Raw genomic sequence first — 26004 nt, forward strand, 5'->3', positions numbered from 1 at the left:
CACCTAGGTAGTTACGATGGACGACTCTATTTTTTCTAGTTGAATGATAGGCAAAATAGGCAGCTCCATCAAATTCCGATGCTTGCCCGGCCCGTAGTAATCCTGCTCTGCATGAGCCAGACGGAAGCCGTAGGCAGACAGCGCGCGAATAGAAGATGCGTTCGTTTCACTCACCGTAACCTGCACGGTGCGAAGTGTTGGAAACTGGCGCAGGGCTTGCAGTCTGGCTTCGATTAGCCGCTTGCCGATGCCTTGACCTTGAAACTCCTTGCTCACATTGCTGAACAGAAGCCAGCCAGTCGTCTGATACATATCAATTCCGGCGCAGCTAAAACCGATGAGTTGGCCGTTATAGGTCGCCTTGAAAATCAGCTCAGGAAACAGCTCCATATACTTTTTCAGCTCATGCAAGTTCATTCGATCGGGTAATGTCAAATCCGCCAATGTGATCATTTCCGCAAAATCATCTCTTACGACGCGCTCAATCTGCACTTCCACCCTACCCGCCTCCTGTACATTCGCTCTTACATTTACACTGTAGCAAACGGGTATAAAGCTGGAATGGATGGCGTGTGAAAGTACTGTAAAATTCATTGCGTCCGGCTGAACAAACGTCTATAGAAGCGGGATGTATATAGATATTTTCATCGCCTCAGGAAAGCTCGAACCCCTCACGTCTGTCACTTCAAAATCCGGTCCTTCGCCTCTCTCATAATTCGATTGAGGCAACCATGTTCCGTAAATGTAGCGACGAGTGTTTTGCACAAGGTCGGCATCACCCGTCACTTTGAATTCCGCGTATTTTCCGCCAGGCAAGACGAGCGAGAAAAAGCCTTCGGGTAGTTCATCAGGAACAAGATTTACAGCCTCCCCGATCACAAAAGAAAATCCACCGTCATCTTCAAATTCGCAGGCGATTCCGTACGACATATCTTCCGCCGCTTTATTCGGAATCCGCAAATAGTCTTGATTACGTCCAAATTCATAATAGAATCCCGGAATGTCTTTAAAATGCTGCTCATCCTGTAAGCTCGTCGGGAACCTGCGCCCAATGATACAAATGTCATCCAATGTTGTGATGGTTGGTTTGTTCATCGTAATCTCTCCTTTGATCGTTTGGCGAAAGGCCAAGAAGTCCATCTTGGCTAGATAAGGCAGCGAATGATTTTCTTTGCGATACCTTCCAGGTGTAATCCCGAATTGCTTCTCGAAAGCGCGTGTCAATGCTTCCTGCGACTGGTATTGATAGGCCACAGCAATTTCGAGTACATTGTCACTTGTCTGTTTTAGCGCAAGAGCGGCTTCCGACAGCCTGCGCTTGCGAATGTACTCCTGTACGCTGAAGCCTGAGATTGCCTGAAACAACCTCTGAAAATGAAACGCAGAAAAATGCGCTTGAGAAGCAATTTCTGTGATGTTCATTTCTTCCTGAAGATGCTCTTCCACAAAATCAATCGCGTCCTGAATCCGCTTGTACGTGTCCATCTTTGACTTCCTTCACCTATTTTTTCTTTAGTATGCGGGAGATTACTGGCGCTTTTTTGATCAACTGTGCTATCTTTCAAGCTTTACGTCGTCAGTCGCTCTACCAATACGGGCGACAGTTCCTTCTCTTCCTTTTTCCCATCCAGCTGCTGTGTCCAAATCCGCTCATGCAGCATCTCAAATGCGTATTTTCCCATTAACGTACTGGAGCTGGATACGGTGGTGATCTCTAGCAGTTCTCCGATGGGCTGATCATCGCAACCGACTACGGCTAAGTCTTCCGGTACGCGAATCCCCAACCTACTCGCTTCTTTGATGATCCCTGCCGCTATATGATTGCACGATACGATCATTGCTGTCGGCCGCTCTTCTGTTTGCAGCAATTTCCCCACGACATCCTTGCCGTCTTGGATCGTTAAACACTCTTCAAATGACCATTCTGGAGAGGGTGTCACGTCAATCGAATGCAGCTTTTCGTAATAGGCACGTTTGCGATGCTGACTGTTAAAGCTGTTTTTCCTGCCGATGCAATACCCGATCCGGCGATGCCCCTTCTTCATCAGATACTCCATCCCGATCCGAAACGTTTGATAGTGGTCGATATGAACACTCGAAACAGAGGTGGTATCATTTGCTTCACACGTGATGATAGGTCCGTATCCTGCGTATTCATTGAGCGTTTCGCAAGAGCTGGACCTGGAGCACATGATTAGCCCGTCGATTTTTTTATTTTTGAGCAAGTGTAACACGCTGCGTTCTTGCTCGGGGTTGTTATTCGTTTGGCACACCATCAGCTTGTAATGATGCTGGACTGCTTCTGCTGCAATGCCTTCGATAATGGAGCTGTAGTATTGGTTGTTGACGAGAGGCAATGTCACACCGATGACCATCGTTTTTCCCGTAGAGAGGTGGACCGCATTACTGTTTTGAACATAGTTTTTTTCTTCAATAATCTTGAGAATCTCCGCGCGTTTTTTCTCGTTCACGTACGGATGGTTATTAAGCACACGGGAAACGGTTGAAACGGATACACCTGCCAATTTCGCGATTTCTCTTATGTTAGCCACTCAGATTACTCCTCTAAGTCGGATCAGTAATTATTACATACATCAAAGCACATTCCGCTTGCTCTGAAAAGCGTTCCACATATTATGCTCTCCTTATGTAGAATGAAAGGAGTCGTGTTTTGTGATTCGCTTAAAATTTGAATATCTCTTGTTTATCGCAGGCTTATTGATTTTGGCGCTTGGGATCAACATGATGACGACTATTACATCTTTTGGTCTTAGCCCGTATGATTCTCTTTTTATTGCCTTGTATCAAAACTTCGGGATATCGATTGGCTTCTGGATGTTTGCCATTAACCTGACCTTTGTCGTCATCGTCCTTTTCATGGATCGCAGTTATATTACTGTCGGTGCCATTTTGGTCATGGTGCTGATCTCCATCTTTGTCGATTTGATCGGGTCCATCGATGCGCTCATGGCTGCTATCCGTTCATTGCCACCGCTTCTGACCATGGCACTCGGAAACATTTGCATCGGCAGCGGTATCGGGTTGTATGTGTGTACCCAAGTGTGCACAGCTCCCCAAGAGGCATTTGTACTGGTTATGTCGAAAAGATTAAAGTGGACATTCAGACGGACAGAAATTTTGCTGGCGTGCATGTTTCTTAGCGCAAGTTTCCTGTTAGATGGCCCGATTTATTACGGAACAGTCGTGCTGTCTTTTACGACTGGCTACATTATTCAAGCAGCTATTAACGTCGGGAATAAGATGCTTCGTCTCGCCAATCAAACGAAGGGGGCGGAGGCATAAGAGGAGGAAAGCCTTGAGAAATTTTCGACCAAAAGTTGTGTGTTCCCTTGTAGTGAGCCTGTTTCTATTGCTTGTCGGTTGCTCCTCTTCCACTGGTCTCGTAAAAGCTAGCGGAGATGTTTTTGCCCAGAGCGAAATTCACAGACTGACACAAGATCCTGAAAACGTGAGGCATTACCGGCCGATGAGTATTCAGGAAATGACACCGCTATTGCCTTCGTCTCTCCAAAGCAGAATCAAGCCAGTGGATAAAACGAAGCTACCTTTTCCTGTCGAAAAAGAGATGGCCTATCTCGTCTCATTCTCCTCAGGCTTGGAAAAAGTAACACGACACCAGCTACAACTGACATACGCGCAGGGTAACGAAGTCCCTATTACGGAAAACTTCTTCATCGTACGTATGACAGAGACAGATGAAAACCCCTTGGCACATGTGAAGCCGTCTGCTTCTGGACTGGATTCGTTCGGGAACATCATGCGCGTTGAGCCACTGACTGACGATATCACTATCTATCATCATATCATCACGACAAACAGCTCTTATGTGTATAACTTTTACAAGTATGATGATAAAAATCAGGCAGTAAATCTGATCGTCACAAACGCCCATGAGATGGAGTTCTATGATCAAGGAATCTTGTATCATCTCGCGTACCACACCGGAAGCAATCAACTGGACCCTACCCTTCATGATCAGATGGTAGCGCTGGCGAAGGATTTCATTTCTGTCCGTTCCTAAATGAAAAAGAAGGATTCCCCTGTAGCTCATAAGGCTGCGAGGCGGAATCCTTTTTTTCTATCTCTTGACCTTCACGCGGCGTGAAGCTTTACGATATTTTCCAGAACGATCAAGTAACTGGAGGGTGAACGATGCCAAACCACGAACAAATTTATAAAAATCAAGCAAAACAGTACGATTTAATGATTTCCAGACAACCAAGTCTGCTCGCTATCATCGAAGAAATCACCCCCATCAAGGGACAGGACGTGATCGATCTGGGAGCTGGCTCAGGAAGACTTACGTCTGTGCTCGCCCCTCATGCCAAGTCCATTCTTGCTCTTGATGCTTCCGCTGCCATGCTAGAAGTGAATGCTCAACAGCTGACGCAAGCCGGTCTTTCCAATTGGACAACTAACGTAGCGGATCATCGTGAACTTCCCTCAGACGATAACAGTACGGATGTCATCGTAGCGGGGTGGACGGTTTGTTACCTCACTAGTTCTGAAGTTCCCAACAACGAGCTCCATCTTGAAAAGATCATTCAGGAGATGAAACGCGTGCTTCGTCCTGGTGGCACGATCGTCATCATGGAGACGATGGGGACCGGATATGAAACACCTCACCCACCCGAATTTCTTATCAAGTACTATTCCTTGTTAGAAAACAAATACGGCTTCTCTCACAAATGGATTCGCTTGGACTATCAGTTTAAAGACATAGCGGAAGCAGAACAGCTTGCACGGTTTTTCTTTGGAGAAGAGCTTGCGGACAGAGTCGCTCGGGAAAAGCTAATGACATTGCCGGAATGTGCCGGGGTATGGTGGCTGACTGTATGAATACAAAAAAGACGACCCCTGATCATTCAGAAGTCGTCCGTTTGTTATTTCCGAGTGTCTCTTATTTTTTCACAGAAGGCATGACATCCTCTGGAATCGGGCACACATACGTTTGACCGCCCAGACGCTGTTTCAGCTCGGTTTTTGCCTGTTCGATCAGCTCCGGATGATTTAGCATGTCAATGGCTGTAGAAGCCATGACTTTCCCCGCATGCAGCATCCCTTTATGTGCCATGGATGTTGCCCCGAGAGACACCCATTGCCAGGAGTGCAACGTGGAGCCGTTCATATAGCAAGCCGTTGTGCATTGCGCGGTCGGCGTAATCCAACTCACATCCCCTACATCCGTGGAGCCGTTCAGCGGGATTTTTGATCCGTCGAATGGATTGAGCCATGTCACCATGTCTGGGGCAGGCATGTCCGATGACTGTTTTTCCGAAGTAGCGAGTTCCTGCTTGGATAGAGTCGCACGCATTTCTTTTGCCAATTGCAGTTCCATTTCATCATGCATAGGGACGCCCAGATCCTGGAAGTTTTTGTACATGACCTCTTCGAGTAGCTTGTTTTGTACGAGGTTTGAGCACGCTTTGTCGAATACGATCTCTACCTCCGTTTCGGTCATAAGCGCAGCGCCTTGCGCAATTTTGCATACGCGCTCGTAAATCTCCTGTACTTGATCAACCTTTGGCGCACGTACGAGGTACAATACCTCTGCTTTTGGTTGAACCACATTTGGCGACAAGCCGCCGGAGTTCGTGATGGCATAGTGCACACGTGCTTCCGGGATGATGTGCTCACGCAAGTAGTTCACGCCGACGTTCATCAATTCCACTGCATCCAGTGCGCTTCGACCGAGATGTGGACTTGCTGCCGCATGGGCACTCTTCCCTTTGAACTTGAAGTAGATTTGATAGTTCGCGAGCGAATCGATGGACATGATGCTGTTGTAGCCCATTGGGTGCCAGCAAAGTGCGAAGTCCACGTCATCAAACAGTCCAGCTCGCGCCATGAACGCTTTCCCGGAACCGCCTTCTTCTCCTGGGCAGCCGTAGTAACGAACAGTCCCCGTCATGTTGTTCTCTTCCATGTACTCTTTCACTGCAACGGCTGCCGCAAGAGAAGCGGTACCGAGCAAGTTGTGTCCGCAGCCATGGCCGTTTGCACCCGCTACGAGAGGCTCTTCTGTAGCTTGGCCTTTTTTCTGGCTCATGCCCGACAGCGCGTCGAACTCTCCCAAAATCGCCACGACAGGATTGCCGCTGCCAAAGCTTCCGATGAAGGCCGTTTTGATTCCGCCTACTCCGCGCTCAACCTGAAAGCCTTCTCCTTCGAGTGTTTGAGCCAGCAGTTCAGCAGATTGGTACTCTTCAAAACGCGTCTCCGCGAAATCCCAAATCTGGTCGCTCACCTTGATGAAGGCATCTCGTTTTTTCTCAATCATTTCTGCAATTCGCTTGGTATGCATTCGCAAACATCCTCTCTGCCCTCGTTGTCCACGTGCTTTTTTGCTCAGTTAGGAACGTGTTTTACGTCAGCAATCGTCTTGCAATTCGGTTCAAAAGCGCTACGCTGCGTGGCAAAATCTCTTCTTGTATATCGAATTTCGGATGGTGATGAGGCGCCGGGATATCCGTACCGATTGCCATGTACGTTCCTTTTCCGCCACGATCCTGAACGCGTTTTATCATAAAGCTGGCATCTTCACTGCCCATTGAGTTGTAATCGCCGTGCTTAAAGGAATCGAAGCCTTCTACCTGCTTGGCTTCTTCCAGTGCCAGCTCTGCCATCTCAACATCGTAGTTGATCGGGATTGCTCCCCCGACAACTTCTATTTTGTAGTCAAGCTCATGCATAGCGGCACTGTGCGCGATGATATTGCGTACGCGGTTTTCTACTTCTGCATTTACTTCTTCGGTAATGGAACGAGTCTCCACAACCATCTTGGCATAGGCCGGAATGATATTCGCTGCTGTCCCGCCTTCTAGCACACCCACATTGATTCTCGTATCACCCGTGCTGAAGCGAGGAATCGAATGAATGTTCAACAAGGCAGTAGCCGCTCCGAGCAATGCATTTTTCCCTTGCTCTGGCGACGCACCAGCATGAGAAGAAACACCGTAGAAATGCGCCATCATTTTCGTGGTAGCCAAAAATCCATAGGAACCGCCATGTACCTCACCGAGCGGCACATTGACACCCAAATGGTTGCAGAAAATATAGTCAACATCGTCCAAATGGCCTTTTTCCACGATCGCGTATGCACCGCGAACACCCTCTTCGGCTGGTTGGAAGATCAGTTTGAGCGTACCGGAAAAATCTCCTGTTGCAAGCGCTTCTGCCAATCCCAAGCCAATTGTGGTATGACCGTCGTGAGCGCAGGCATGCATGTTGCCTTCATAATGGGAGCGGAAGCCATTCGCTTGTGGAAAATGGTCTTGCTCCGTACTTTCCAATACAGGCAGTGCGTCCATGTCAAAACGGAAAGCAACCGTTGGTCCAGGTGCCTTCCCTTTCTTCACACCGATCACTGCTGTATAGCCACCGCGCATTTTTTCAACGATTGCCGGGTTTGCACCGTCACGCAAAGCTCTTTCATACGCTGCCTCGAGAACCGCCTCGGAAGGCAAGCCACGACGGGAATCTCCATCGATTGCTTCTTGTCCGTATATGACCTCATAGCCGAGGGACGTCAAAATCTCTACTACCTTGGAAGCGGTACGGAACTCCGTAAAACCTACCTCTGGGTGTCTATGAAAATCTCTTCGCAACGAAACCAGATCCAACATCGTTCAATTCCTCCTGTTAACTCTGGAGCATGTCTTTTTCCATGCCCAGGTCCGATAGGCAAGCTCTAGAAATATGAGAAGACTGACAAATGTAAACCCTTACAATATACGAATATTAAAAGACAATTTCGCTTAATTGAATTATATAGTTGCCTCTCCGTTTTTTCAATAGAAGTTGTTAGACTTCTTGAAAAATAGAAACTTTTCCCGGCTGTTGTGGTGGGGAGGAAACAGGAGAAAACGCTTAGCTTCTAGGGCCACCCCCTGGGGGATTGACTGCACGACTCCATGCAAAAAGCGAAACCGCGTCCAAAGTGGTCCATTCAGGATGTGTCTCAGAGGTGGACGCTTAAAGGCGTGTTTCGCTTTTTGTATTCCGTCTCGGTCGGTGTCCCTAAGATCTTCGCTTTTTTCTCCTGTTTCCTCTACGAGCTTTCAGTGTGAATCCGATTTTTTAATACCTGAAAAGATTGAAGAACTTTATCAGTTACGACAGAGAAGAATATTTCCAGACGTAGCGACTTGTGGAGTCCTACCGAGCGGAGAAGGGATTTGCGGGCAAAAGAAACTTAGGCGTGCCCCTACGTCGAAGCGGCTACCACTTTTGCGTTTCCCCGCAAATCCCTTCGGAGCGGGCAGTCTAACCCCCAGCAGGACGGAGCCTGGAGCCTAGACTGGAAATATTCTTCTCTTCACCGCAGCCCCATAATAAAAAAACACCCGAACATCTCGTCGGGTGCCCTCATTTTTTAAGTTGATAAAGCTTCTTTGGTCGTCCACGGACAGCTTGCTGCTCTTCCCCGCTGAACTCAGCCAAATCCACTTCGCACAAGCTACCCATGATGCGCTGGGCATTCCGTACCGTCATCGACAAATGCGAAGCGATATCCGTCGTCGAAAACGTCTTCCAGCCCATCCGCTGAACCAGCGCACGCAGCTTGTGATACGATTTGACACTTACATTGGCCCGGTTCAGCTTTTCCAGCAGCTCGCGATCACTGGAGCGGAACGAATAGGCGAGCTCCTCTGTTTCTCCCACCGATTCCATCATGACGCCATTATCCTGTACGACGACAATGCCCGCCCCCGGTCGTTCTTTTGCGTGCTGGATTGCTTTTCGCGCATTGTTTTCCGCAGAAAAAGCTGTATCTCCAAAGCCCACACCTACTGCAACCGGTACCTCTGCCTCCAAAGAGAGCTGTTCCACTGTATGTCGTAGCATTTCAATCTCTCGTTGAATCGCACCACGCGAGCTAAAAATCTGGTAGCGTCCGTTGCCATTTGCCAGCAGAGAGCCGTCCAGCCGATCGCAGAGCGCAAGCAGAATTTGTCTGATCTTCAGCTCCAGATGCTGCAAGTAAAAGCGCGTGCTAGTCCGCTCGGGAATCTTGTCAAACTGCTCCAGCTCAATGATCTCTACCCCGATTTGTGTGTCCTTGAAATAGGAGCTTTTCACCTTTTCGATGACGATTTTCATCGCCTGACGAATCTCCATTTTTGTCATCAGGACGCGATAGACGGGAATGCCTTCTTCGCGCAAGGCATGCTCGACCACAGAAAACGTGGTAAATGCACCTTGGGTCTTCCCTTCTCGCCACAGCGATACATGAAACTGCGTGATGGCATCGAGGTCAAACTGCTCGTCGTACATAGTGACGTAAATCCCCTCGTCGGGTATGTCCAGCTCCGACATCGACTCGCGCAAATGTGTCCCTTCCGAATCAATCATGTCGATGGAAACGCGGTTCACCGCTGCGTTTTGATCAATCGACATCTGAATGAAGCAGCGATACAGATTCGAACCGTTCGGTGGACAATACACGATATTGGCATCCGGGCTGAGTACGTTTTTCGCGATCGTGAACGGAATCGGTCCAGAGAAAAACCATCCGTTTAACTCTGGATGATGCTCCAGAACGATTTTGCTCACGTCACGAACGTCCTCATAACGAAAAGGAACAAATTCGATCTCATGCTCAAACTCATTGGCAACCGCCAGTATCCGCTCCACCGAAGGCCGTGGTCCTACAACACCGATTCTATACATAAGGGCGTTATCTCCTACCTAGTCATGATCGACACCTTTTCCTCATTCATATCATGTGCCGTTCTCTTTGTCTACTGGATGCCAAGCATGCTGTACTACGCTTGCTCCATGATTTGCATAACCATTTGTTCGAGTGAAGCAGTGGGCTTGCCGATGATTCTCTCCAAATCCGTCGTCGTGCTGCTCGCATCAATTTGCATCAAGAAGCGATACAGCCAACTTTCTGCAACAGGGTCCTCCCGATGCCTGATAGATTTGCCTGTCTGTACCGTCAACACTTCAGCCAGCTTTGCGAAATTCCAAGCTCGGGAAGCCGTAAGCTCGTAAGTCTGATTTTCGTGCCCCTCTGTGCTGATTACCGTGGCAGCAGCCAATGAAAGATCCTCGCGTGTCACTGTGTGAAAGCTCCACTTGCCAGGGTATGTAATAAGCTCTCCTGTTTCGATTGCCTGCTGAATACCAAATGCCGCAATCACATCACTGTAAAGTCCATTCCGCAGAAACGTATACGGTATCCCTGTCGTGCGAATGGCGTGTTCCGTTGCCAAATGGAGATGCGTGAGCGAGATATTTGCCTTTTCCAAAAAGGCAAAGCTGGTATACACCATGTGAGTGATATTAGCTTTTTTCGCCGCTTCTATGACATGACTATGCTGTCGTACACGAACGGTATCATCAGTGTGCGGGCTGGAAATAAACAAAAGCTTCGTGCCTTCCGAAAAAGAGCGTTCCAGAGACAGAGGGTCATCATAATCCGCCTGTCTTACCTCGATTCCCAACTCTCTTAGCCGTGTGGCTTTGTCCGGTTGGCGTACACAGGCAATGAGGCGTTCTCTTTCCACCCTTTTCAAAAGCTGTTCGATAATCAAGCTCCCTAGCTTGCCCGTTGCTCCTGTGATGAGAATGGACATGCTTTTGCCCCCTTTTCCCCTACAGCTCAAAGTTCATCTCACACTTTGCCTTATTTTCTCTAATAAAAAAATCAGTTGATGCAGCTCCTGCTCCTCCAGTCCTTTTAGCCCCTCTGCAATTACCTGGCGATTCCCAGGAAGGTGCACGAAAAGAAGCTGTTTCCCTGCTTCCGTCAGTGAGATTACGGATTTTCTGCCGTCTTTGGGATGGGGAGCCCGGTGTATCAGACCGTCTGTTTCCAGTGGTGCAAGCAAAAGACTAATGTTGGCCTTCGTCACTCCAATGCACTCTGCCAAGCGTGAAGGCAGGATACTGTCACCATGCTTCGCGATCTCTACCAATAGACGGATTCTTGCACCGTTCATGCCTTTTGCATGCCAATATTTTTCTGAGAGCCCCACCAAATCTGCGGTGGCGTCTACCAAGGAAAAGAATGCTTTTGTCTGTAAAGGGGGCTGGTTTACATACGTTTCGAGATGATTTGCCATGCTCTTCCACCCTTGTTTAGTTAAGTGCTTAACAACTCGAAATGTAATCCATCTGTATTTTTTTGTCAATGGGCACAGCGTCTGAAATAGAAATAAAAAGAACTGATGGTTATATACACCTTATCCATCAGTTCTTTCTCTACGAAAAAATTATTCCATTATGAAGTTGAGTTCAAAGATCTAGGTTTTGAATACTAGCGATTCAAGTTTTTAATGTACTTACCATTAGCCACTTGTCCCTCGTAAATCCATCCTGGTGGAACAGGTGAATATTTGCTTACTAATAATCTGGTTCCATAAGGAGCTCCATTTACATTCATGATCGTTTTGCTATCATAATTTTCACGCGTTACAACCCATCCAGTTGGAATGGGAGAGAACTTGGTCACATTGAACTCCGTACGATAAGATGCTCCTGTTGTATATTTTATCACCCTACCAGCCAATTCATCTCTTAAAACTACCCACCCTTGTGGAACGGGAGAATATTTGCTAACTCTTAATTCCGTACCATAGGGAGCACCTGCTGTATTTTTAATTAGCTTTGAACCTAAGTCTTCACGAATGACGACCCACCCCGGTGGAACAGGAGAAGATTTTTTAATCCATTCCTCATCTGAACTCCATTTGGCAGCAGCTAATGATTGCTCTTCCTGCCCACTAACCATAGACGGTGTGTTTGTGGCTTGAATCGGAGACGTTAGCACTGCAGAAAATACGGCTACACTTAATGCTGAAAAAACCATTTTCTTGAACATAGTGATTCCCACCTCTCCTATCATTAACATCTACCAAAATATACCATATCTTTCAAAACGAGTAAAACTTTGAGAAAAATCAATTAATTTTATACCACTATTCCTATCTTTCAATGACCTAAGTAAATATTTTTTATCGAGAAACTAAAAAAATTCCTTTGCTATCGAAAACGCAAGCAAATATTCTGAATATACGTTTCTATCATTTTTAAGGGGGGTATTTATGAAAAAGGGACTGGCAATTGCAACCTGTCTTACCTTGCTTTTCGGGGTACTAGCGGGGTGCTCGAACTCTTCCGCACCTGCTCAACCCACTGGCTCTACTACACCTACAGAAGCGACAAAAACAGAGCCGATGGTGTTAAAATGGAGCATCAACAGCGAGCCGCCTTCGATGGACCCTGGGATCGCCGTCGACGCGGATTCGTTTGACATGATTTACGCTGCCTTTGAAGGTTTGACCAGCTATGACCTGAATGGTCAACTCGTCAATGCTACGGCTGAGAGCTTCACCAACTCGCCGGATTACATGAACTACACCTTCAAAATTCGCAAGGACGCCAAATGGAGTAACGGAGACCCTGTCACCGCCCATGATTTCGTCTATGCGATCAAGCGCAACCTCGATCCGAAAACAGCGTCCGAGTACGCCTATCAGCTTTACTACATTAAAGGAGGAGAGGAGTACAATACGGGGAAAGGCAAAGCAGAGGATGTAGGCGTCAAGGCTGTAGACGACTACACCGTCGAATTCAACCTGAAGTCACCGACTCCGTTTTTCCGTGAGCTAACCTTCTTCCCGACCCTCTTCCCGTTGCATCAAAAAACGCTGGAAGGAAACCCAAAATGGGCGGATGAAGCGAAAACAATCGTGGGAAATGGTCCATTCATCATGGACAAGTGGGAGCACAAAAGCAGAATCGTCTTTACGAAAAACCCGAACTACTGGGATAAAGACAACGTCAAGCTCGAGCGGATTGAAATCGCTATGATCGAGGACAACAATACAGCGTTCTCGATGTTTGAAAATGGCGATATCGACTGGGGCGGCTATCCTGCCTCAACACTTCCGACTGACGCAATCCCTACACTTAAAGATGCGGGCAAGCTGATGGTCGCGGATAATCCGGGCACACAATCCGTTGTTTTTAATACAAACAAACCACCATTCAACAACAAAAAAATTCGCCAAGCCTTCGCTTATGCCATCAACCGTCAGGAAATCATCGATAATATTTTGCAGACGGGTGTTCCAGCCGCCTACGGTTGGGTACCGACTTCCATGGGATTAAAACCAGACGGCTACTTTAAAGAAGACCAGGCAAAAGCCAAAGCATTGCTGGAAGAAGGTATGAAGGAGCTCGGACTCTCGACCTTCCCGACTATTACCTATACCTTTGACTCGAATGATACCAACAAAAAACTGGCCGAAGCCCTGCAAGATCAGTGGAAAAAAGCACTCGGCGTCGACGTGAAGCTGTACACGGCAGAGCTGAAGGTGTACCGCGACATGAGATCCCAAGCGAACTTTGACATGATCCGCTTCCAATGGGGTGCAGACTTCAACGACCCGATCAACTTCCTGGAGATGTTCCGCGACAAAACGGGCGGAAACAACCACCCAGATTGGGAAAATGCCAAGTTCAAAGAGCTGATCGACAAGAGCTACAACGAGCCTGACCTCGACAAGCGCAAGCAAATTTTGCTGGACGCAGAAACGATTTTGATGGACGAAATGCCGCTCGCTCCGATCAACTTCCGGGGAAGCCCGTATGTGAAGAACGACAAAGTGAAAGATTTCATCATCTTCCCGCTCGGTGGGGCGTACTTCAAGTACACATCCGTCAATAAATAAGAACGACGCAACATGAACAACAGGCTGTACCAGTCCTTCGCAGACGGTACAGCCTGTTGCTCTGTTTCGGTACACATTTTCTTACAAAAACTTTTTCATTTCATCAAATGCCAGATGACGAGCCCCAGCCTGACAATGCTGCTCGCCGCCCGTTTCCCTGGTAAAGACTTTCGTTGTAATCGACGCTGCATTGCACAGTTCCCGCTGAATTTGCGGCAGACGGCTGATGGGAACGTACTGATCCTCCTCCCCTGCCAGGAGCAATACATCCTGGTTGATCAATGCACCAATCGCTTCCATCGTATGCTTCTCAAAGTTTTTCAAGAGGCCAAATGGCGTTGTCTCCCCTGTGTTTTCCATGCCTTTTGTGATTTTCCACTTCACGTCAATACTTGCCTCCATCATTTTTTCAAACATCGCATTGACCTGCTCGGCTTCATCCGTAGCCAACAGGGCAGTCAGCTTCTTCCACAGTTCATCCGGCATCCGTATTTTCAGCGCATCGAGGCCGCAATAGAAAATATTGAAGGCAATCACTTTATCGATCCGTTTTTCAAAAGCGGCCGCTCTCATCGCCAAATATCCGCCCCATGAGCCTCCCAGCACACTGACTCTCTTTAACTGAAAGTAGTCAATGACTGCCGCAATCGGCTTCTCCCAGCTATGAATGAATTTCAGCCCATTTTTTAGTGCGGTTCCTTGTCCAGGACCATCAAACACAATAATATGGTAACCAATCCCTCTCAAAAATCTCATCATCTTCACGAGTTCTTCCATGTAGGAATCATAGCCCCCGAATACTAGCAAGGTTTTGGTGGCACCAGGCGTGAACAATCTGATCGCTGGCAAATAAGAATTTTCATAAGGAATTTGAAAGGATTCATAGTCAAAATCATGGAATCCCTTATAAAACGTCTCGCGGTATTTCTGGTACATTATCTCTTTGTTCGGATCTGATGGCAGCAAATAAAATTCCGCTGCTTGATAATAGGCGGAAGCCAGATCGTAATCCTGCTTATCTTCCCGCATGACAGCATGTTCTCTCCAGGCCTCATACCAGCTTTCTGCATCTGTCAATCTTGGAACGATCATTTTCAAATCGCTGCTGGCCCGTTCATCTTCTTCATAGTAGTCATGGATAAAACGATTGATTTGCAGGTTGAACTGTTCGTTGTCCACGTACATTTTAAACATGGTATCCCTCCTCTGATCGGTTACAAGCCCATCGTATCGGGATTACCTTGAACGAACCATAAGCAAAAACACTTCATTCGTACGAAATCGGACGATATGCACGCTGATGGTTCGAAAAGCGACTTTTGAAAGGAGATTGACTGGATGAATGAAGATGTTCGCGTCTATAAGACCAAAAAAAGCATTGCAAGCGCGCTCGTCAGTCTGCTGAAGGAAAAAGATTTCAGTCAAATTACGATCAAGGATATTTGTACCCGCTCACTCACCAGCAAGTCCACTTTTTACAGCCACTATACGGATAAGTACGACCTGCTGGAAAAAATGGTCAAGTATCAGGCCGACTTTTTTCAAAAAGAAATGGCGCGTCGCTTCGTGTCCATCCAACATGGCAACGTGGCAAAAGTTATTGAAATGATCATCGATCTGACCGCGGCGAATAAAACGGAAGTTGCCACGCTGCTAAACGTGCATGTTCCCTCCGCTGATTTGAGCAAAGAGGTTGAGCTCATCTTATACAACGCCTGCTATTCTTACTTGGACAAGGCACTGTCTTCACCAACTGTCTCGGTTGACTATCTGGCCAAGCTCTACGTTGCAAATGCCATGGTGCTTTTAAACTGGACGCTGCAAAATGAAAAAGACATGGGCGCGATTCAATTGGCCAGCACCATGCAACAGTACATTTTTGAAAGGGTACAAAACGGTCATCCGAGAATCGGAACACATTCATGAGACATTTTGCATACAGAAAAACCCGGATGCAATCTGCCACAGAGGCAGTACAACCGGGTTCCTTTTTTATACAGTCACAGACGATTGGTGCTCTGTGCCGTTGTATACTTTTGTATCCAGCTCTTTTGTCACTCGGCTCGTCAAGAGTCCGGACGTCATGCTTCCGCTTACGTTTAGCGCTGTGCGGCCCATGTCAATCAACGGCTCAACGGAGATGAGCAGACCGACAATGGCAATCGGCAAATTCATCGTGGACAAGACGAGCAGTGCTGCAAAGGTCGCTCCGCCCCCTACACCTGCAACCCCGAAGGAGCTGAGTGCCACTACTGCGATCAGCGTCAGGATGAACGATGGTGTCAGCGGATCAATTCCCGCGACTGGAGCCACCATGATGGCCAGCATGGCTGGATAAGTACCGGCGCAGCCGTTTTGTCCGATGGAGAGTCCAAAGGAGCCTGCGAAGTTGGCAATTCCCTCAGGAACCCCCATGCTTTGTTGCGTTTTTACATTCAGCGGCAAAGCACCCGCGCTCGTACGAGAAGTGAAGGCGAACGTCAGGACAGGGAATGCTTTTTTCACATAGGTGATTGGATTCAATCCTGCAAACGTCAACAGCAACAAATGGATGATAAACATGATGATCATCGCCACATACGAAGCGACAACGAACTTGCCCAACTGCCAGATGGCATTGTAATCGCTGGTAGCTGCGACTCTGATCATGATTGCCAGTACACCATATGGCGTCAGGCGCAAGATCAATGTCACGACACGCATCGTGATCGTATGGAATGCGTCCACAATTTTCGCAAACAATTCAGCTTGCTCCGGATTTTTGCGTTTTATCCCTAAATACGCAACACCGATAATCGCAGAGAAAATCACGACGGCAATCGTAGAAGTCGCACGATCTCCAGTCAGATCGAGGAAAGGATTCGCAGGAAGCAGTTCCAAAATTTTGGCTGGCGTGCTCAAGTTCTCGATATCACCCAAGCGCTGCTCTACCTGTTCGATCCGAGCAGATTCCGCATCCCCCTGCTGGAATTGTGCCCCGTCGAGATTAAATGTCAAGGTAGTCGAAATCCCGATCGCTGCCGCGACAGCAGTCGTCCCTACCAAAAGTCCGATAATCAGCGTACTGATTTTCCCAATGTTATTGGTTAATTTCATTTTGGTGAAAGCCGATAAAATAGAGATGAATACCAGTGGCATTACGATCATTTGAAGCAGCTTCACATAGCCTTTCCCTACAATGTTGTACCATTCGATGGTGGATTTGAGTACGTCCGATTTGGCTCCGTATACGTATTGCAAAATGAGTCCAAATAAAATCCCGAGTCCGAGACCGACAAATACCCGCTTGGAAAAAGAAATATGCTTCTTTTGCATGGCGTACAATCCAGCAATGAATAAGAGCAACAAAACAATGTTTACGATGATCAATAACGTCGACATATATTCCCCTCCCTTTCGTTCTATGTACCTCTCATTATTGTATTCGGTATAGATATAGTTATATTACCAACAATCCCTACTGGTCAAGTATGAATTGTTTTTGTATTATTCCAAACTGTCTTACAGAGGTACATAATATCCAGCTGTAGTGGTGGGGAGGAAACAGGAGAAAACGCTCAGCTTCTTGTCCCGCCCGCTGTGAGATTGACTGCCCGACTCCATGCAAAAAGCGAAACCGCGTCCAAAGTGGTCTCTTCCTCGAAGCTATTTCAGAGGTGGACGCTTAAGAACGTGTTTCGCTTTTTGCATTACGTCTCGGTCGGCGTCCCAAAGATCTTCGCTGTTTTCTCCTGTTTCCTCTGCGAGCTATCCGTTCTAAACGAGTTTTTTACGCTTTAAAAGATTGAAGAATGCACTCTCGTTGCGCTAGAGAAGAATATTTCCAGACGTAGCGAATTGTGAAGTCCTACCGAGCGGAGAAGGGATTAGCGGGAAATAGAAACGCAACCGTGCCCACGCGACGTAGCGGCTACCACTTTTGCGTTTCCCCGCTAAGCCCTTCGCAGCGGGCAGTCTATTCCCACAGTGGGACGGAGCACTGAAGCCTAGACTGGAAATATTCTTCTCCCCACCGCAGCCACATATAAAGTGACCAATGAAAAAACCAGGAACCGCCCATTTGGACGATTCCTGGTTAGTTTGTAATACGATATCGTTTCGCTTATTTCAGTTGCTTCACCACCAAACACCACAGCCAGGTGAGGACGACCGCACCAATGGCTCCGGCAATGACGTTGAAGCCGGCCCACATCCACAGCCAATCACCCAGTACCAAATCGCCCAGCCAGCTACCCAAAAGAGCAGCAATGAGCGAAGCCCACCAGCCTGATCCTGCCGCTTTTCCTGTACAGATCAAGCTCATTGCCCACCAAACGACCACACCGACGACAGCCCATACGAACCAGAACATTCGTACACACTCCCTCTCTCATGATGGTGACGCTTACATAAGGGCCAAAATAATGACTAATTATCTGTTACCATCATATTGAACAAAAGAGAAAGTGTGCATAGGCGTTTAATTGGTATACAGTTCCGCTCGGCGGTTGGCTACGCTTGGCAATTTGCCCCGTACTCGTTCAATCCGACTTACATCCAGTTCTGTGATCAATAACGTTTCTTCTTCCCCTGCACTTGCAATCACGACACCCATCGGATCGACGAACATGCTGCGTCCGGCAAAAATATTTCCGACCTGATCAGCCGCGCATACAAACATCGTGTTTTCAATAGCACGCGCACGAACCAGTGTCTCCCAGTGATCCTCTTTCATCGCTCCGGCTACCCAGCCTGCTGGCACAAACAAAATATCGGCACCTTGGAGCGCAAACTGTCTCGCGATTTCCGGGAAGCGCACCTCATAGCAAACCATTAGCCCGATTTTGCCGAATTCTGTTTCCACCACTTGATATGGATTATCTCCAGGCGCGATGAAGTCCGATTCTGTGTAGGAAAAGGCATCGTACAAATGCGTTTTACGGTACGCATGCAGCAGCTGTCCTTCACGGCCTAGAAAAACAGTCGTATTGTAGGCGCGGTTTTCATCACCCTCGATGGATTCAAACACACCGCAAACCACATAAACCCCATTCTCCCGAGCAAGCTCTGCCAAACCGGAAACAAATGGACCATCCAGCTTTTCCGCTACCTCTGCTGGCGTTACTCCCGACTTTGGCGTGGCAGGTGCGCTGTACATTTCAGGCAAGATGACACAATCTGCCCCTGCTGCCTTTGCTTTTGCGATGTAATCGGCTGCTTTTTGCAAATTTTGCGTCTTATCCATCGTCGCTGTAAGTTGTGCAATGGCTACTTTCATGAATATCCCCGTCCTTCCCATTCATACAAAGCTCTCGGTTTCTTACTTGCTAGTATAACTGATTTTGACCGAGTTCCAAGTAATTATGCTTTACCAGCTGGACGTCTTGTATATAATGGACTTGTCATCTTGCATATAAATTTTCACCCTATCGAAAGTAGGTGAGTCCATGTCCATCCGTATTAAGCTGCTGCTCTCTTACACAGGGATGCTAGTAATCAGCTTGCTGACGTTTTTCGTAGCCGCCAGTCTATTTACGATTGCAGCGACAGGCGATTTCAACAGCTTTCGCGACTTTTATAAAGTGCATTATCAGCTCAATCCGCTGACTGAACAAGAAGAGAATATTTTCCTTGAATTGAAATATCTCGCGAAGAATGAACCGGATCAATTGCAAAACCAGGAGCTACTTGCCGATTACGATTTCAAGCTCAAAACGGTACGAGCCGGCCTGTATGTACGCAGAGAGAGCAATCAAGTCTTTACCTCCCCAACCATCAATCAGCCCGAGCTGGAAAACAGCTTGCCGCCCTATGACTTGAACAACAACCAGATTCGCAACACGTTCAACATTGGCGAAAGATTTTATGCGTATGCCAAGTTTGACTTCAAGTTTTCGGATGGCGCAAAAGGCAGTGTCTTTGTGATCCGCGAGCGCAGTCCATTTGGTGAGGTTATCCGCAAACTGCTGCCGATGCTCGTGTTCCTCCTCCTCGGCGTCATTGTCATCGCAAACGTCTTGTTGTACCGCTGGATTACCCGCAGTGTCGTCAAGCCGCTCGATTTACTGCGCAATTCAGCTGAGAACATCAAGGAAGGCAATCTGGACTTTGAGCTCCATCTACAAACGAAGGACGAGATTGGACAACTGAACGAAGCGTTCGAAAACATGCGCAAACGATTGCAGGAATCAGTGCGGCTTCGCCTTGAGGATGAAGAAAGTCGCAAAGAGTTGATCTCCAACATCTCGCATGATTTGCGTACACCGATTACCAATATCAAAGGCTATATCGAGGGAATCCGCGATGGCGTAGCTGATACCCCGGAGAAAATGGACAAGTACGTGAACATCATTTACTCGAAAGCAGTAGACCTCGACTTGCTCGTCGATGAGCTGTTTCTCTACTCCAAGCTCGATCTGAAGCAAGTGCCCTTTACGTTTGAACATGTAGATATCGTGCAGTTTTTGGATGACTGCATCGATGAGCTGCACTACGATCTGGAAAAGAAGGGCATCACGATTCAGTGGAATCAACGCACAGCAGAAGGCACCCTGGTTATCGCCGATCTGGAAAAAATCAAGCGTACCGTCTTAAACATCATTGGCAACTCGCAAAAATACATGGATAAACCTGAGAAAATCATCTGCGTCTCGGTTCAAGCGGACGCTCATTGGGCCACCATTGAAATAACAGACAACGGCATCGGTATCCCGCAAGAAGCCATTCCTCACCTGTTCGAACGCTTTTATCGGGTGGAGCAATCCCGTAATTCTTCCACGGGCGGTAGCGGTCTCGGACTGTCCATCGCGCGCCAGATCGTCGAGGGTCACGGCGGCAGAATCTGGGTGGAGAGCAAGCAAGGCGTAGGCACGAGTCTGTTCTTTACGTTAAAACGTACCCACAAACAATAGGAGGTGCACATTCCCATGTCTTCACGCATCCTCATCATTGAAGATGAGACGACTATCGCTCAGCTGGAGCGGGATTATTTTGAACTGAACGGCTTTCAGGTCGATTTATGCCACTCTGGCAGCGAAGGCTTGCCGCTTGCGATCAATGGCGACTACAGTTTGATCATCGTTGATTTGCAGCTTCCGGGTATGGACGGCTTCGAATTGTGCAGCCAGATCAGACAAGTCAAGGAAGTGCCGATCCTGATCGTCTCCGCAAAAAAAGAAGAGATCGATAAAATCCGCGCCTTTAATCTCGGTGCCGATGACTATATTACAAAGCCGTTTAGCCCAAGCGAATTAGTAGCCAGAGCTAAAGCCCATCTGACAAGATACGAGCGTTTGACAGCCCGACAACCTCAACCAACGAACGCAGAGATTCATATTCGTGGTCTCGTCATCGACAAAGTATCCCGAAGAGTCTACGTACGCAATCAGGAGGTCATTTTCACGACAAGAGAATTCAATCTACTTGAATTTTTAGCAACGCACCCGAATCGAGTTTTTAACAAAAACGAGCTGTTCGAACGAATCTGGGGCATGGATTCCAGCGGAGATATCGCGACCGTTACGGTGCACATTCGCAAGCTGCGTGAAAAGATCGAAGTCGATCCGTCCAATCCGCAGTATATCGAGACAGTCTGGGGTGCCGGTTACCGATTTACAGTCTAAGCGTGAATACCATGACCATCACAAAGCCTTCAGCGAAAACGAGGACGGATTTTCCGCTCCACGTCAAAGCTGGAGGTTTTTTTTACGTGTAAGAAAGTTTAATCACTTCACCGTTTCAAAGCGTCATTGCTTAAACTTTCTGGAGCGCATAATGACTTTCCGCTAAAGCGCGGTCGCTCCTCCATGTCCAGGCTTCGATAGAGGTCATTTTATATTTTTTTAAGAACTTTTTTAGATTCTATTAATCCCTTGTTTCTTGGCAGTTTAGGTCTCTCGACTATCCTACAGGTAGTCAAGCAACACCTACTCAACTGATCTAAAGGAGGACCAACTGATGAAAAAGTTTTCCAATAAAATCGCGATCATGATGCTCGCAACTGTTATGGGCACAGCATCCCTTCCTTACGCTGCACTGAACGTGCAAGCAGCTTCCACTCCTCTGAGTGCTCAAGAAATTCAACAAGCCGTTACTGAACTCTCCAAGCTGAAAGTCATGCAAGGCAGTAACATTCACAATCAAGTTACGCGTGCCGAGCTGGCAAAAATGGTTGCACACACCTTTGGCTTGCAAGGTGGCAAAACAGATAAATCCGTAACGTTTACAGATGTGAAAGCAAATGACTGGTTCTATAAATACGCGGTTGATCTGGTATCCCTTGATATCATGCAAGCAAAGGATGGCCAATTTGATCCACGTGGAACCGTGACAGATGCTGAATTCGCGCAAATCGTCGCAAAAGCGCTCAAGCGTGATGTGAAGTCGGTTAACTACTGGGCGGAACGCTTCTTCTCCGCAGACAGCAACGTTACTCGCGGTGAAGCCGCTTATCTGTTGAATGTGGCTCGCCAGGCAATCCCTTCTGAAAAAGCGGCCATCACGAACGTACAATCCTTGAACGAAATTACATTGATTGTGAAGTTCGACGCTCCGTTGACCGCAGAAAACGAAGCATTTGCCAAAGCAAAAGAAGACTTTGTCTTTAGCGATGGACTGACACTGACCAATATGCCACGTCTGAAAACAGGTTCTACCAATACCTACATCGTGCCGACATCGGTTCAAAAGCCAGGAACCACCTACACCCTGACATACAAAGGGAAAAAGGCGGGCACATTCGCAGGCAATGCAACCAAGATCGACATGACAGAAGTGCGCCAAGTAACAAACGACACGTTTGAAGTTGAGTCCCTGCGAGCAAATGGTGTCATCGATTACGGATATGTCATCTCTGCCTACAGCGGAGGGCGCGGTGCAAATGCATTGGTGCTGGATCAAAACAACAGTGCAGACGGCAAAACGTATCAAATCATTTCTTCCATGCAAGCAAGACAAGTGACCATTACACCGGAAGGCGGACAACCAATCGTTGCGAAATACGTGCCTTTCACACAATCAACAGACGGCAAACAAGAAATTAAATTCCGTCTCCCAGAAGGCCAAGTCCTGACTCCGGGCGTTACGTACACCATTACGTCCGACTGGGCGAATATCGCGAATCCAACCTTCGTCGCAAAAGAAATCGCTCCGCTCGAAATCAGCGAAGCCAAAGCAGCTAGTGAAACCTCTATCACCGTTACCCTGACAGAGGACCCAGGAGACGAGCTGTTCTCCGGACGCAGCGTAGAACTTACTAGTGCAGATGGAGAAAAACTGCTGGCGACGTACAAATATTCCAGCCGTAAAGGTACCACAGGCGTGTTTGACATCCAGCAAGATGGTAAACTGAAAGCAGGTACCACATACACGGTAACACCTGTCGGCGATTGGGCTGGCAAATCTTCTGCCGAGCTGACAGTCGAGTAGTCTTTGTATGAGTGTTCAAAAAGTCGGCTTTTCAGCACCGAGAAAGTAACGAGAACCTGAAGAAGGAGGAGCGGAGTGTAGGGAACCTACATGAGCACCGGACTTCGAAGGTGAGCGTTACTTTCGATGCCGAGTTTGCTCTCAAAACTACTTCGTGATCAAAAGATGACTTTATGAACTACCTCTTTTGTATGATGCAGGTATCCAAATCAAAAGAAAGGTGTGGGCTCGCTATACTGCGTATTGGTCTTATGACGATCGCCATCGTTCTGACTGGGTGTGAGATGAATTGGAATACCCTCTTGACGAGTGGCGAGCAGCAAGCAACCCAGGCGGTGAAAGTTGAAATGGATAAGCTGAATCAAGCCTTATTGACAGCAACTAGTCAAGGAGACAAAGCAGCGATTGAGAGGCTGCTTGCAGAAGGCGCGGATATTGACGCTACCGATAGTAGAGGTCGCACTTCTGCTATGATCGCGGTCCACTCTGCTCAACTCGGCATTTTCAACTTGTTGGTTGAACGCGGAGCCAACATCAACATCCGAGACAACAACTTAGACAATCCCCTGCTCTTCGCAAGCGCAGCAGGCCAGCTCGCATTCGTAAAAGCCTCGATAGCAGCAGGTGCCGACACTACCATTACGAACCGTTTTGGCGGAACGGCCTTGATTCCTGCGGCTGATCGTGGACATGTCGAGATCGTCAAGGAACTGCTCACCACCTCTGATGTCAACATTGATCACGTCAACAGATTGGGCTGGACCGCTCTCTTAGAAGCAGTGATTTTGGGCGATGGTGGCAAGAAGCATCAGGAAATCGTGAAGCTCCTGATCGAGCACAATGCCAATGTCAATCTCGCTGATCACGATGGTGTGACGCCTCTCGGGCATGCGAAGAAGCATGGCTACAAAGAAATGATTGAAATGCTCACACAGGCTGGCGGTAAATAAGAAAATACCCGAAAGTCGATTTTTTGAACTACCTAATTGAAAAAGCAAAGGATAGGATCGTCAGAACTCATCTGACCCCTATCCTTTTTCTTATTTTCTAGACCAAAAGACCCTACAAAACTCAAAACTTTTTCTATATTCAGGCGTCAATTACTAGTGGACTATTCCAATATACCTAGACCATTTTGATAGGAGCCTGTTTTACATGACCGTCAGCTCGTATACATCTATTCTGGAAACGGACAAACGAATCCGAAAAGCTTCTCCTAACCTTGAACCCAAGGTGGAGATGTACAAGCTCTTTCTTACTTCTACAGACGCTATTGAAATTCACATGAATAACCTAACGCATCCTTTGACTACCATCAGAATCTATGACATCCATCGAACAAAACTCGCAGAAGCTGAATATAGTCCGAACGCCCCCATCATCCTTCCCTTTTTTCCGGTGGAAGATGGTCTTTACTACGTGCAGCTGACGATTGGGCCTGATCCAGACCCGCAGCACACCTATCAACTGCACGTGGATAAGTACAAGCGCCTATCGGGGATCATCAATCAATCGGAGGAATTTCCCGCAGAAAATGGTCCGTACATGATCGGACCAGCGGATGTCATCATAGCTGCTGGGACTTCAATCAGCTTTGAAGCAGGTACATCCATCAACGTACGTTGCCAAAACAAGATCGTCGTCCAAAACGGTGCCTCTATTTCTTTTCGCGGAGAATCAGACAAACCCATCGTCGTCATCGGCGCCATTGACGATGCAACCGCACACCGTTGGAATCAGCTCGTGTTATCTCCCTTGGCTGAGGCAACCTTCCAGCACATCATTGTGCAATACGACAACGACGAAGATGGCGTGGACTTCCTGACATCAGCAGCCCCTTTCGTGGCGATCGCCTCATCCGTTGAAGAATTCGAGTCAACCGTTGCCAAAACGAACTATGTGGAGCGGGCCGCAGTCGTGTCTCCCTCTTCTCGCCTGGACTTCATCAAATCTTGGTTCCAGCAGTCCAGCCCTTATCGCTTCCATATTTTTGGCGACCTCTTGCCTGAGCTTTACTTCGGCATTGATGTCACCACCTTTGCGCGATGGGAAACGGATACGAATCGGATTAATGAAGAACGCGTAGAAGCTGGTGAAATCAATTACTGGGATTTTGTTAACGGCAACTTCACTGCCGATTTGATAGAAGCTACGTATCTGTTTGCCAATAATGAGAGCAGCCCGGAACTACGAATCCAACGATTGATTGATTTTCTGTTCATCGCGCAAAAATGGAGGAGAAAACATGGGTGCTTCAGCCTGTTCGACATGCTCGATCCGTTCCATGATTACGATGAAGAATTTTACAAAACGTTTGAACAGATGTCGTCCTCCTTCTGGCTCGCGCACAATACGTCCATCATTCACTGGGATACTCTTTCACGAGAACTCGGCATTTGGCAAAATGAAAGTTTCTTCGAACGGCAATTCATCAACTCTGTCATGATTCGCCTGCACTTCGCAGCCGATCTGCCGTTCTCGCTTCCGGGGTATGGAAACAACATTCCACCTGTCGGCTTTCTGGGTATTTCTATTCACTTTGGCCCGTTCCGCTATCCAGAGGATTATCCGGCACCCGAGCCTGAATTCGACGTCAATTACGGCGAACTCTCTACAGCTACCTATGTGAAATTTATGTTCGAATCGTTCCTCAATGGCAAAACGAATCCCGTCTACACATGGTGGATACCTACGCAAGCGGATAAGGAACTGTTTCGAACCTTGCAGGAAAAGGGCATCTCGCTGGACTCCCCTCCGGAAGATTGGGACCGCGAATTCGTGCAGCCTGCTAGAAAAACGCTCGAGGAGATTCGGGCATTCTACCTTAACCCTACTGCAAATGAAAGGTTCACCTCCAACTGTTGAGGTCGGGAGAAGCCATGTGACATGACTT

23 protein-coding genes are annotated in these 26004 nt (G+C 47.7%); 10 read left to right on the forward strand and 13 right to left on the reverse strand.

From position 1 onward, the window contains the following. Positions 1-3: 3 nt before the first annotated feature. The 3 genes from HP399_RS26820 to HP399_RS26830 all read right to left on the reverse strand — a co-directional run bounded on the left by HP399_RS26820 (position 4) and on the right by HP399_RS26830 (position 2552). Positions 4-498, reverse strand: a complete 495-nt coding sequence (locus tag HP399_RS26820; RefSeq protein ID WP_228088367.1) for a GNAT family N-acetyltransferase — start codon at positions 496-498, stop codon at positions 4-6. Between the two features lie 117 nt (positions 499-615). Continuing rightward, positions 616-1485 (reverse strand): AraC family transcriptional regulator, encoded by an 870-nt coding sequence (locus HP399_RS26825; protein ID WP_173618186.1) that lies wholly within the window; start codon positions 1483-1485, stop codon positions 616-618. Positions 1486-1568: 83 nt separating this feature from the next. Further along, positions 1569-2552, reverse strand: coding sequence for a LacI family DNA-binding transcriptional regulator (locus HP399_RS26830; protein ID WP_173618187.1), 984 nt, complete (start codon positions 2550-2552; stop codon positions 1569-1571). Between the two features lie 121 nt (positions 2553-2673). On the opposite strand from HP399_RS26830, the gene HP399_RS26835 reads away from it, so the two are divergent. From HP399_RS26835 to HP399_RS26845, 3 genes are all read left to right on the forward strand, one after another. After that, the gene (locus HP399_RS26835; protein ID WP_173618188.1) at positions 2674-3303 is read left to right on the forward strand and encodes a YczE/YyaS/YitT family protein; all 630 of its coding nucleotides are present in this window, start codon (positions 2674-2676) and stop codon (positions 3301-3303) included. Positions 3304-3316: 13 nt separating this feature from the next. Beyond that, entirely contained in the window at positions 3317-4042 is a 726-nt protein-coding gene (locus HP399_RS26840) for a hypothetical protein (protein WP_173618189.1), read from the forward strand. Between the two features lie 131 nt (positions 4043-4173). Then, on the forward strand, positions 4174-4860 hold the full coding sequence (locus HP399_RS26845; RefSeq protein WP_173618190.1) for a class I SAM-dependent methyltransferase: 687 nt from the start codon (positions 4174-4176) through the stop codon (positions 4858-4860). Between the two features lie 61 nt (positions 4861-4921). Here HP399_RS26845 and HP399_RS26850 read toward each other — a convergent pair whose 3' ends face one another. The 6 genes from HP399_RS26850 to HP399_RS26875 all read right to left on the reverse strand — a co-directional run bounded on the left by HP399_RS26850 (position 4922) and on the right by HP399_RS26875 (position 11851). Then, complete coding sequence (locus HP399_RS26850) at positions 4922-6325, reverse strand: M20 family metallopeptidase (RefSeq protein ID WP_173618191.1); 1404 nt, start codon at positions 6323-6325, stop codon at positions 4922-4924. Positions 6326-6386: 61 nt separating this feature from the next. Further along, positions 6387-7646 (reverse strand): amidohydrolase, encoded by a 1260-nt coding sequence (locus tag HP399_RS26855; RefSeq protein WP_173618192.1) that lies wholly within the window; start codon positions 7644-7646, stop codon positions 6387-6389. Between the two features lie 742 nt (positions 7647-8388). Then, the gene (locus HP399_RS26860; RefSeq protein WP_173618193.1) at positions 8389-9693 is read right to left on the reverse strand and encodes a hypothetical protein; all 1305 of its coding nucleotides are present in this window, start codon (positions 9691-9693) and stop codon (positions 8389-8391) included. A 95-nt stretch (positions 9694-9788) separates the two neighbouring features. Further along, positions 9789-10604, reverse strand: a complete 816-nt coding sequence (locus HP399_RS26865; protein WP_173618194.1) for an SDR family oxidoreductase — start codon at positions 10602-10604, stop codon at positions 9789-9791. 33 nt (positions 10605-10637) lie between these two features. Beyond that, positions 10638-11093 (reverse strand): MarR family winged helix-turn-helix transcriptional regulator, encoded by a 456-nt coding sequence (locus tag HP399_RS26870; RefSeq protein ID WP_173618195.1) that lies wholly within the window; start codon positions 11091-11093, stop codon positions 10638-10640. A gap of 194 nt (positions 11094-11287) precedes the next feature. Then, entirely contained in the window at positions 11288-11851 is a 564-nt protein-coding gene (locus tag HP399_RS26875; RefSeq protein ID WP_173618196.1) for a hypothetical protein, read from the reverse strand. Between the two features lie 223 nt (positions 11852-12074). On the opposite strand from HP399_RS26875, the gene HP399_RS26880 reads away from it, so the two are divergent. Continuing rightward, a complete protein-coding gene (locus HP399_RS26880; RefSeq protein WP_173618197.1) occupies positions 12075-13706 on the forward strand; it encodes a peptide ABC transporter substrate-binding protein in 1632 nt (543 codons plus the stop codon). An 81-nt stretch (positions 13707-13787) separates the two neighbouring features. Here HP399_RS26880 and HP399_RS26885 read toward each other — a convergent pair whose 3' ends face one another. After that, positions 13788-14900 (reverse strand): alpha/beta fold hydrolase, encoded by a 1113-nt coding sequence (locus HP399_RS26885; protein WP_173618198.1) that lies wholly within the window; start codon positions 14898-14900, stop codon positions 13788-13790. Between the two features lie 144 nt (positions 14901-15044). Here HP399_RS26885 and HP399_RS26890 point away from each other — a divergent pair, with 144 nt between their 5' ends. Next, on the forward strand, positions 15045-15632 hold the full coding sequence (locus HP399_RS26890) for a TetR/AcrR family transcriptional regulator (RefSeq protein ID WP_173618199.1): 588 nt from the start codon (positions 15045-15047) through the stop codon (positions 15630-15632). 66 nt (positions 15633-15698) lie between these two features. Here the strand turns inward: HP399_RS26890 and HP399_RS26895 are convergent, their stop codons facing one another. The 3 genes from HP399_RS26895 to HP399_RS26905 form a co-directional block, all read right to left on the reverse strand. Next, entirely contained in the window at positions 15699-17087 is a 1389-nt protein-coding gene (locus tag HP399_RS26895) for an L-cystine transporter (protein WP_173618200.1), read from the reverse strand. A 721-nt stretch (positions 17088-17808) separates the two neighbouring features. Further along, entirely contained in the window at positions 17809-18057 is a 249-nt protein-coding gene (locus tag HP399_RS26900) for a hypothetical protein (RefSeq protein WP_007722655.1), read from the reverse strand. Between the two features lie 108 nt (positions 18058-18165). Beyond that, positions 18166-18963 (reverse strand): carbon-nitrogen hydrolase family protein, encoded by a 798-nt coding sequence (locus tag HP399_RS26905; protein WP_173618201.1) that lies wholly within the window; start codon positions 18961-18963, stop codon positions 18166-18168. A 169-nt stretch (positions 18964-19132) separates the two neighbouring features. On the opposite strand from HP399_RS26905, the gene HP399_RS26910 reads away from it, so the two are divergent. The 5 genes from HP399_RS26910 to HP399_RS26930 all read left to right on the forward strand — a co-directional run bounded on the left by HP399_RS26910 (position 19133) and on the right by HP399_RS26930 (position 25976). Then, a complete protein-coding gene (locus tag HP399_RS26910) occupies positions 19133-20596 on the forward strand; it encodes a sensor histidine kinase (RefSeq protein WP_173618202.1) in 1464 nt (487 codons plus the stop codon). A gap of 15 nt (positions 20597-20611) precedes the next feature. Beyond that, the gene (locus HP399_RS26915) at positions 20612-21307 is read left to right on the forward strand and encodes a response regulator transcription factor (RefSeq protein WP_048031238.1); all 696 of its coding nucleotides are present in this window, start codon (positions 20612-20614) and stop codon (positions 21305-21307) included. 334 nt (positions 21308-21641) lie between these two features. Continuing rightward, on the forward strand, positions 21642-23111 hold the full coding sequence (locus HP399_RS26920; RefSeq protein WP_173618203.1) for an S-layer homology domain-containing protein: 1470 nt from the start codon (positions 21642-21644) through the stop codon (positions 23109-23111). 284 nt (positions 23112-23395) lie between these two features. Continuing rightward, positions 23396-24061 carry an ankyrin repeat domain-containing protein gene (locus HP399_RS26925; RefSeq protein ID WP_173618204.1) on the forward strand — a complete coding sequence of 222 codons (666 nt, stop codon included), beginning with the start codon at positions 23396-23398 and terminating at the stop codon, positions 24059-24061. Between the two features lie 205 nt (positions 24062-24266). Then, on the forward strand, positions 24267-25976 hold the full coding sequence (locus HP399_RS26930; protein WP_173618205.1) for a hypothetical protein: 1710 nt from the start codon (positions 24267-24269) through the stop codon (positions 25974-25976). The last annotated feature ends 28 nt before the right edge of the window (positions 25977-26004 follow it).

This window comes from Brevibacillus sp. DP1.3A (assembly GCF_013284245.2).
In the GTDB taxonomy this organism is placed as follows: Bacteria; Bacillota; Bacilli; order Brevibacillales; family Brevibacillaceae; genus Brevibacillus.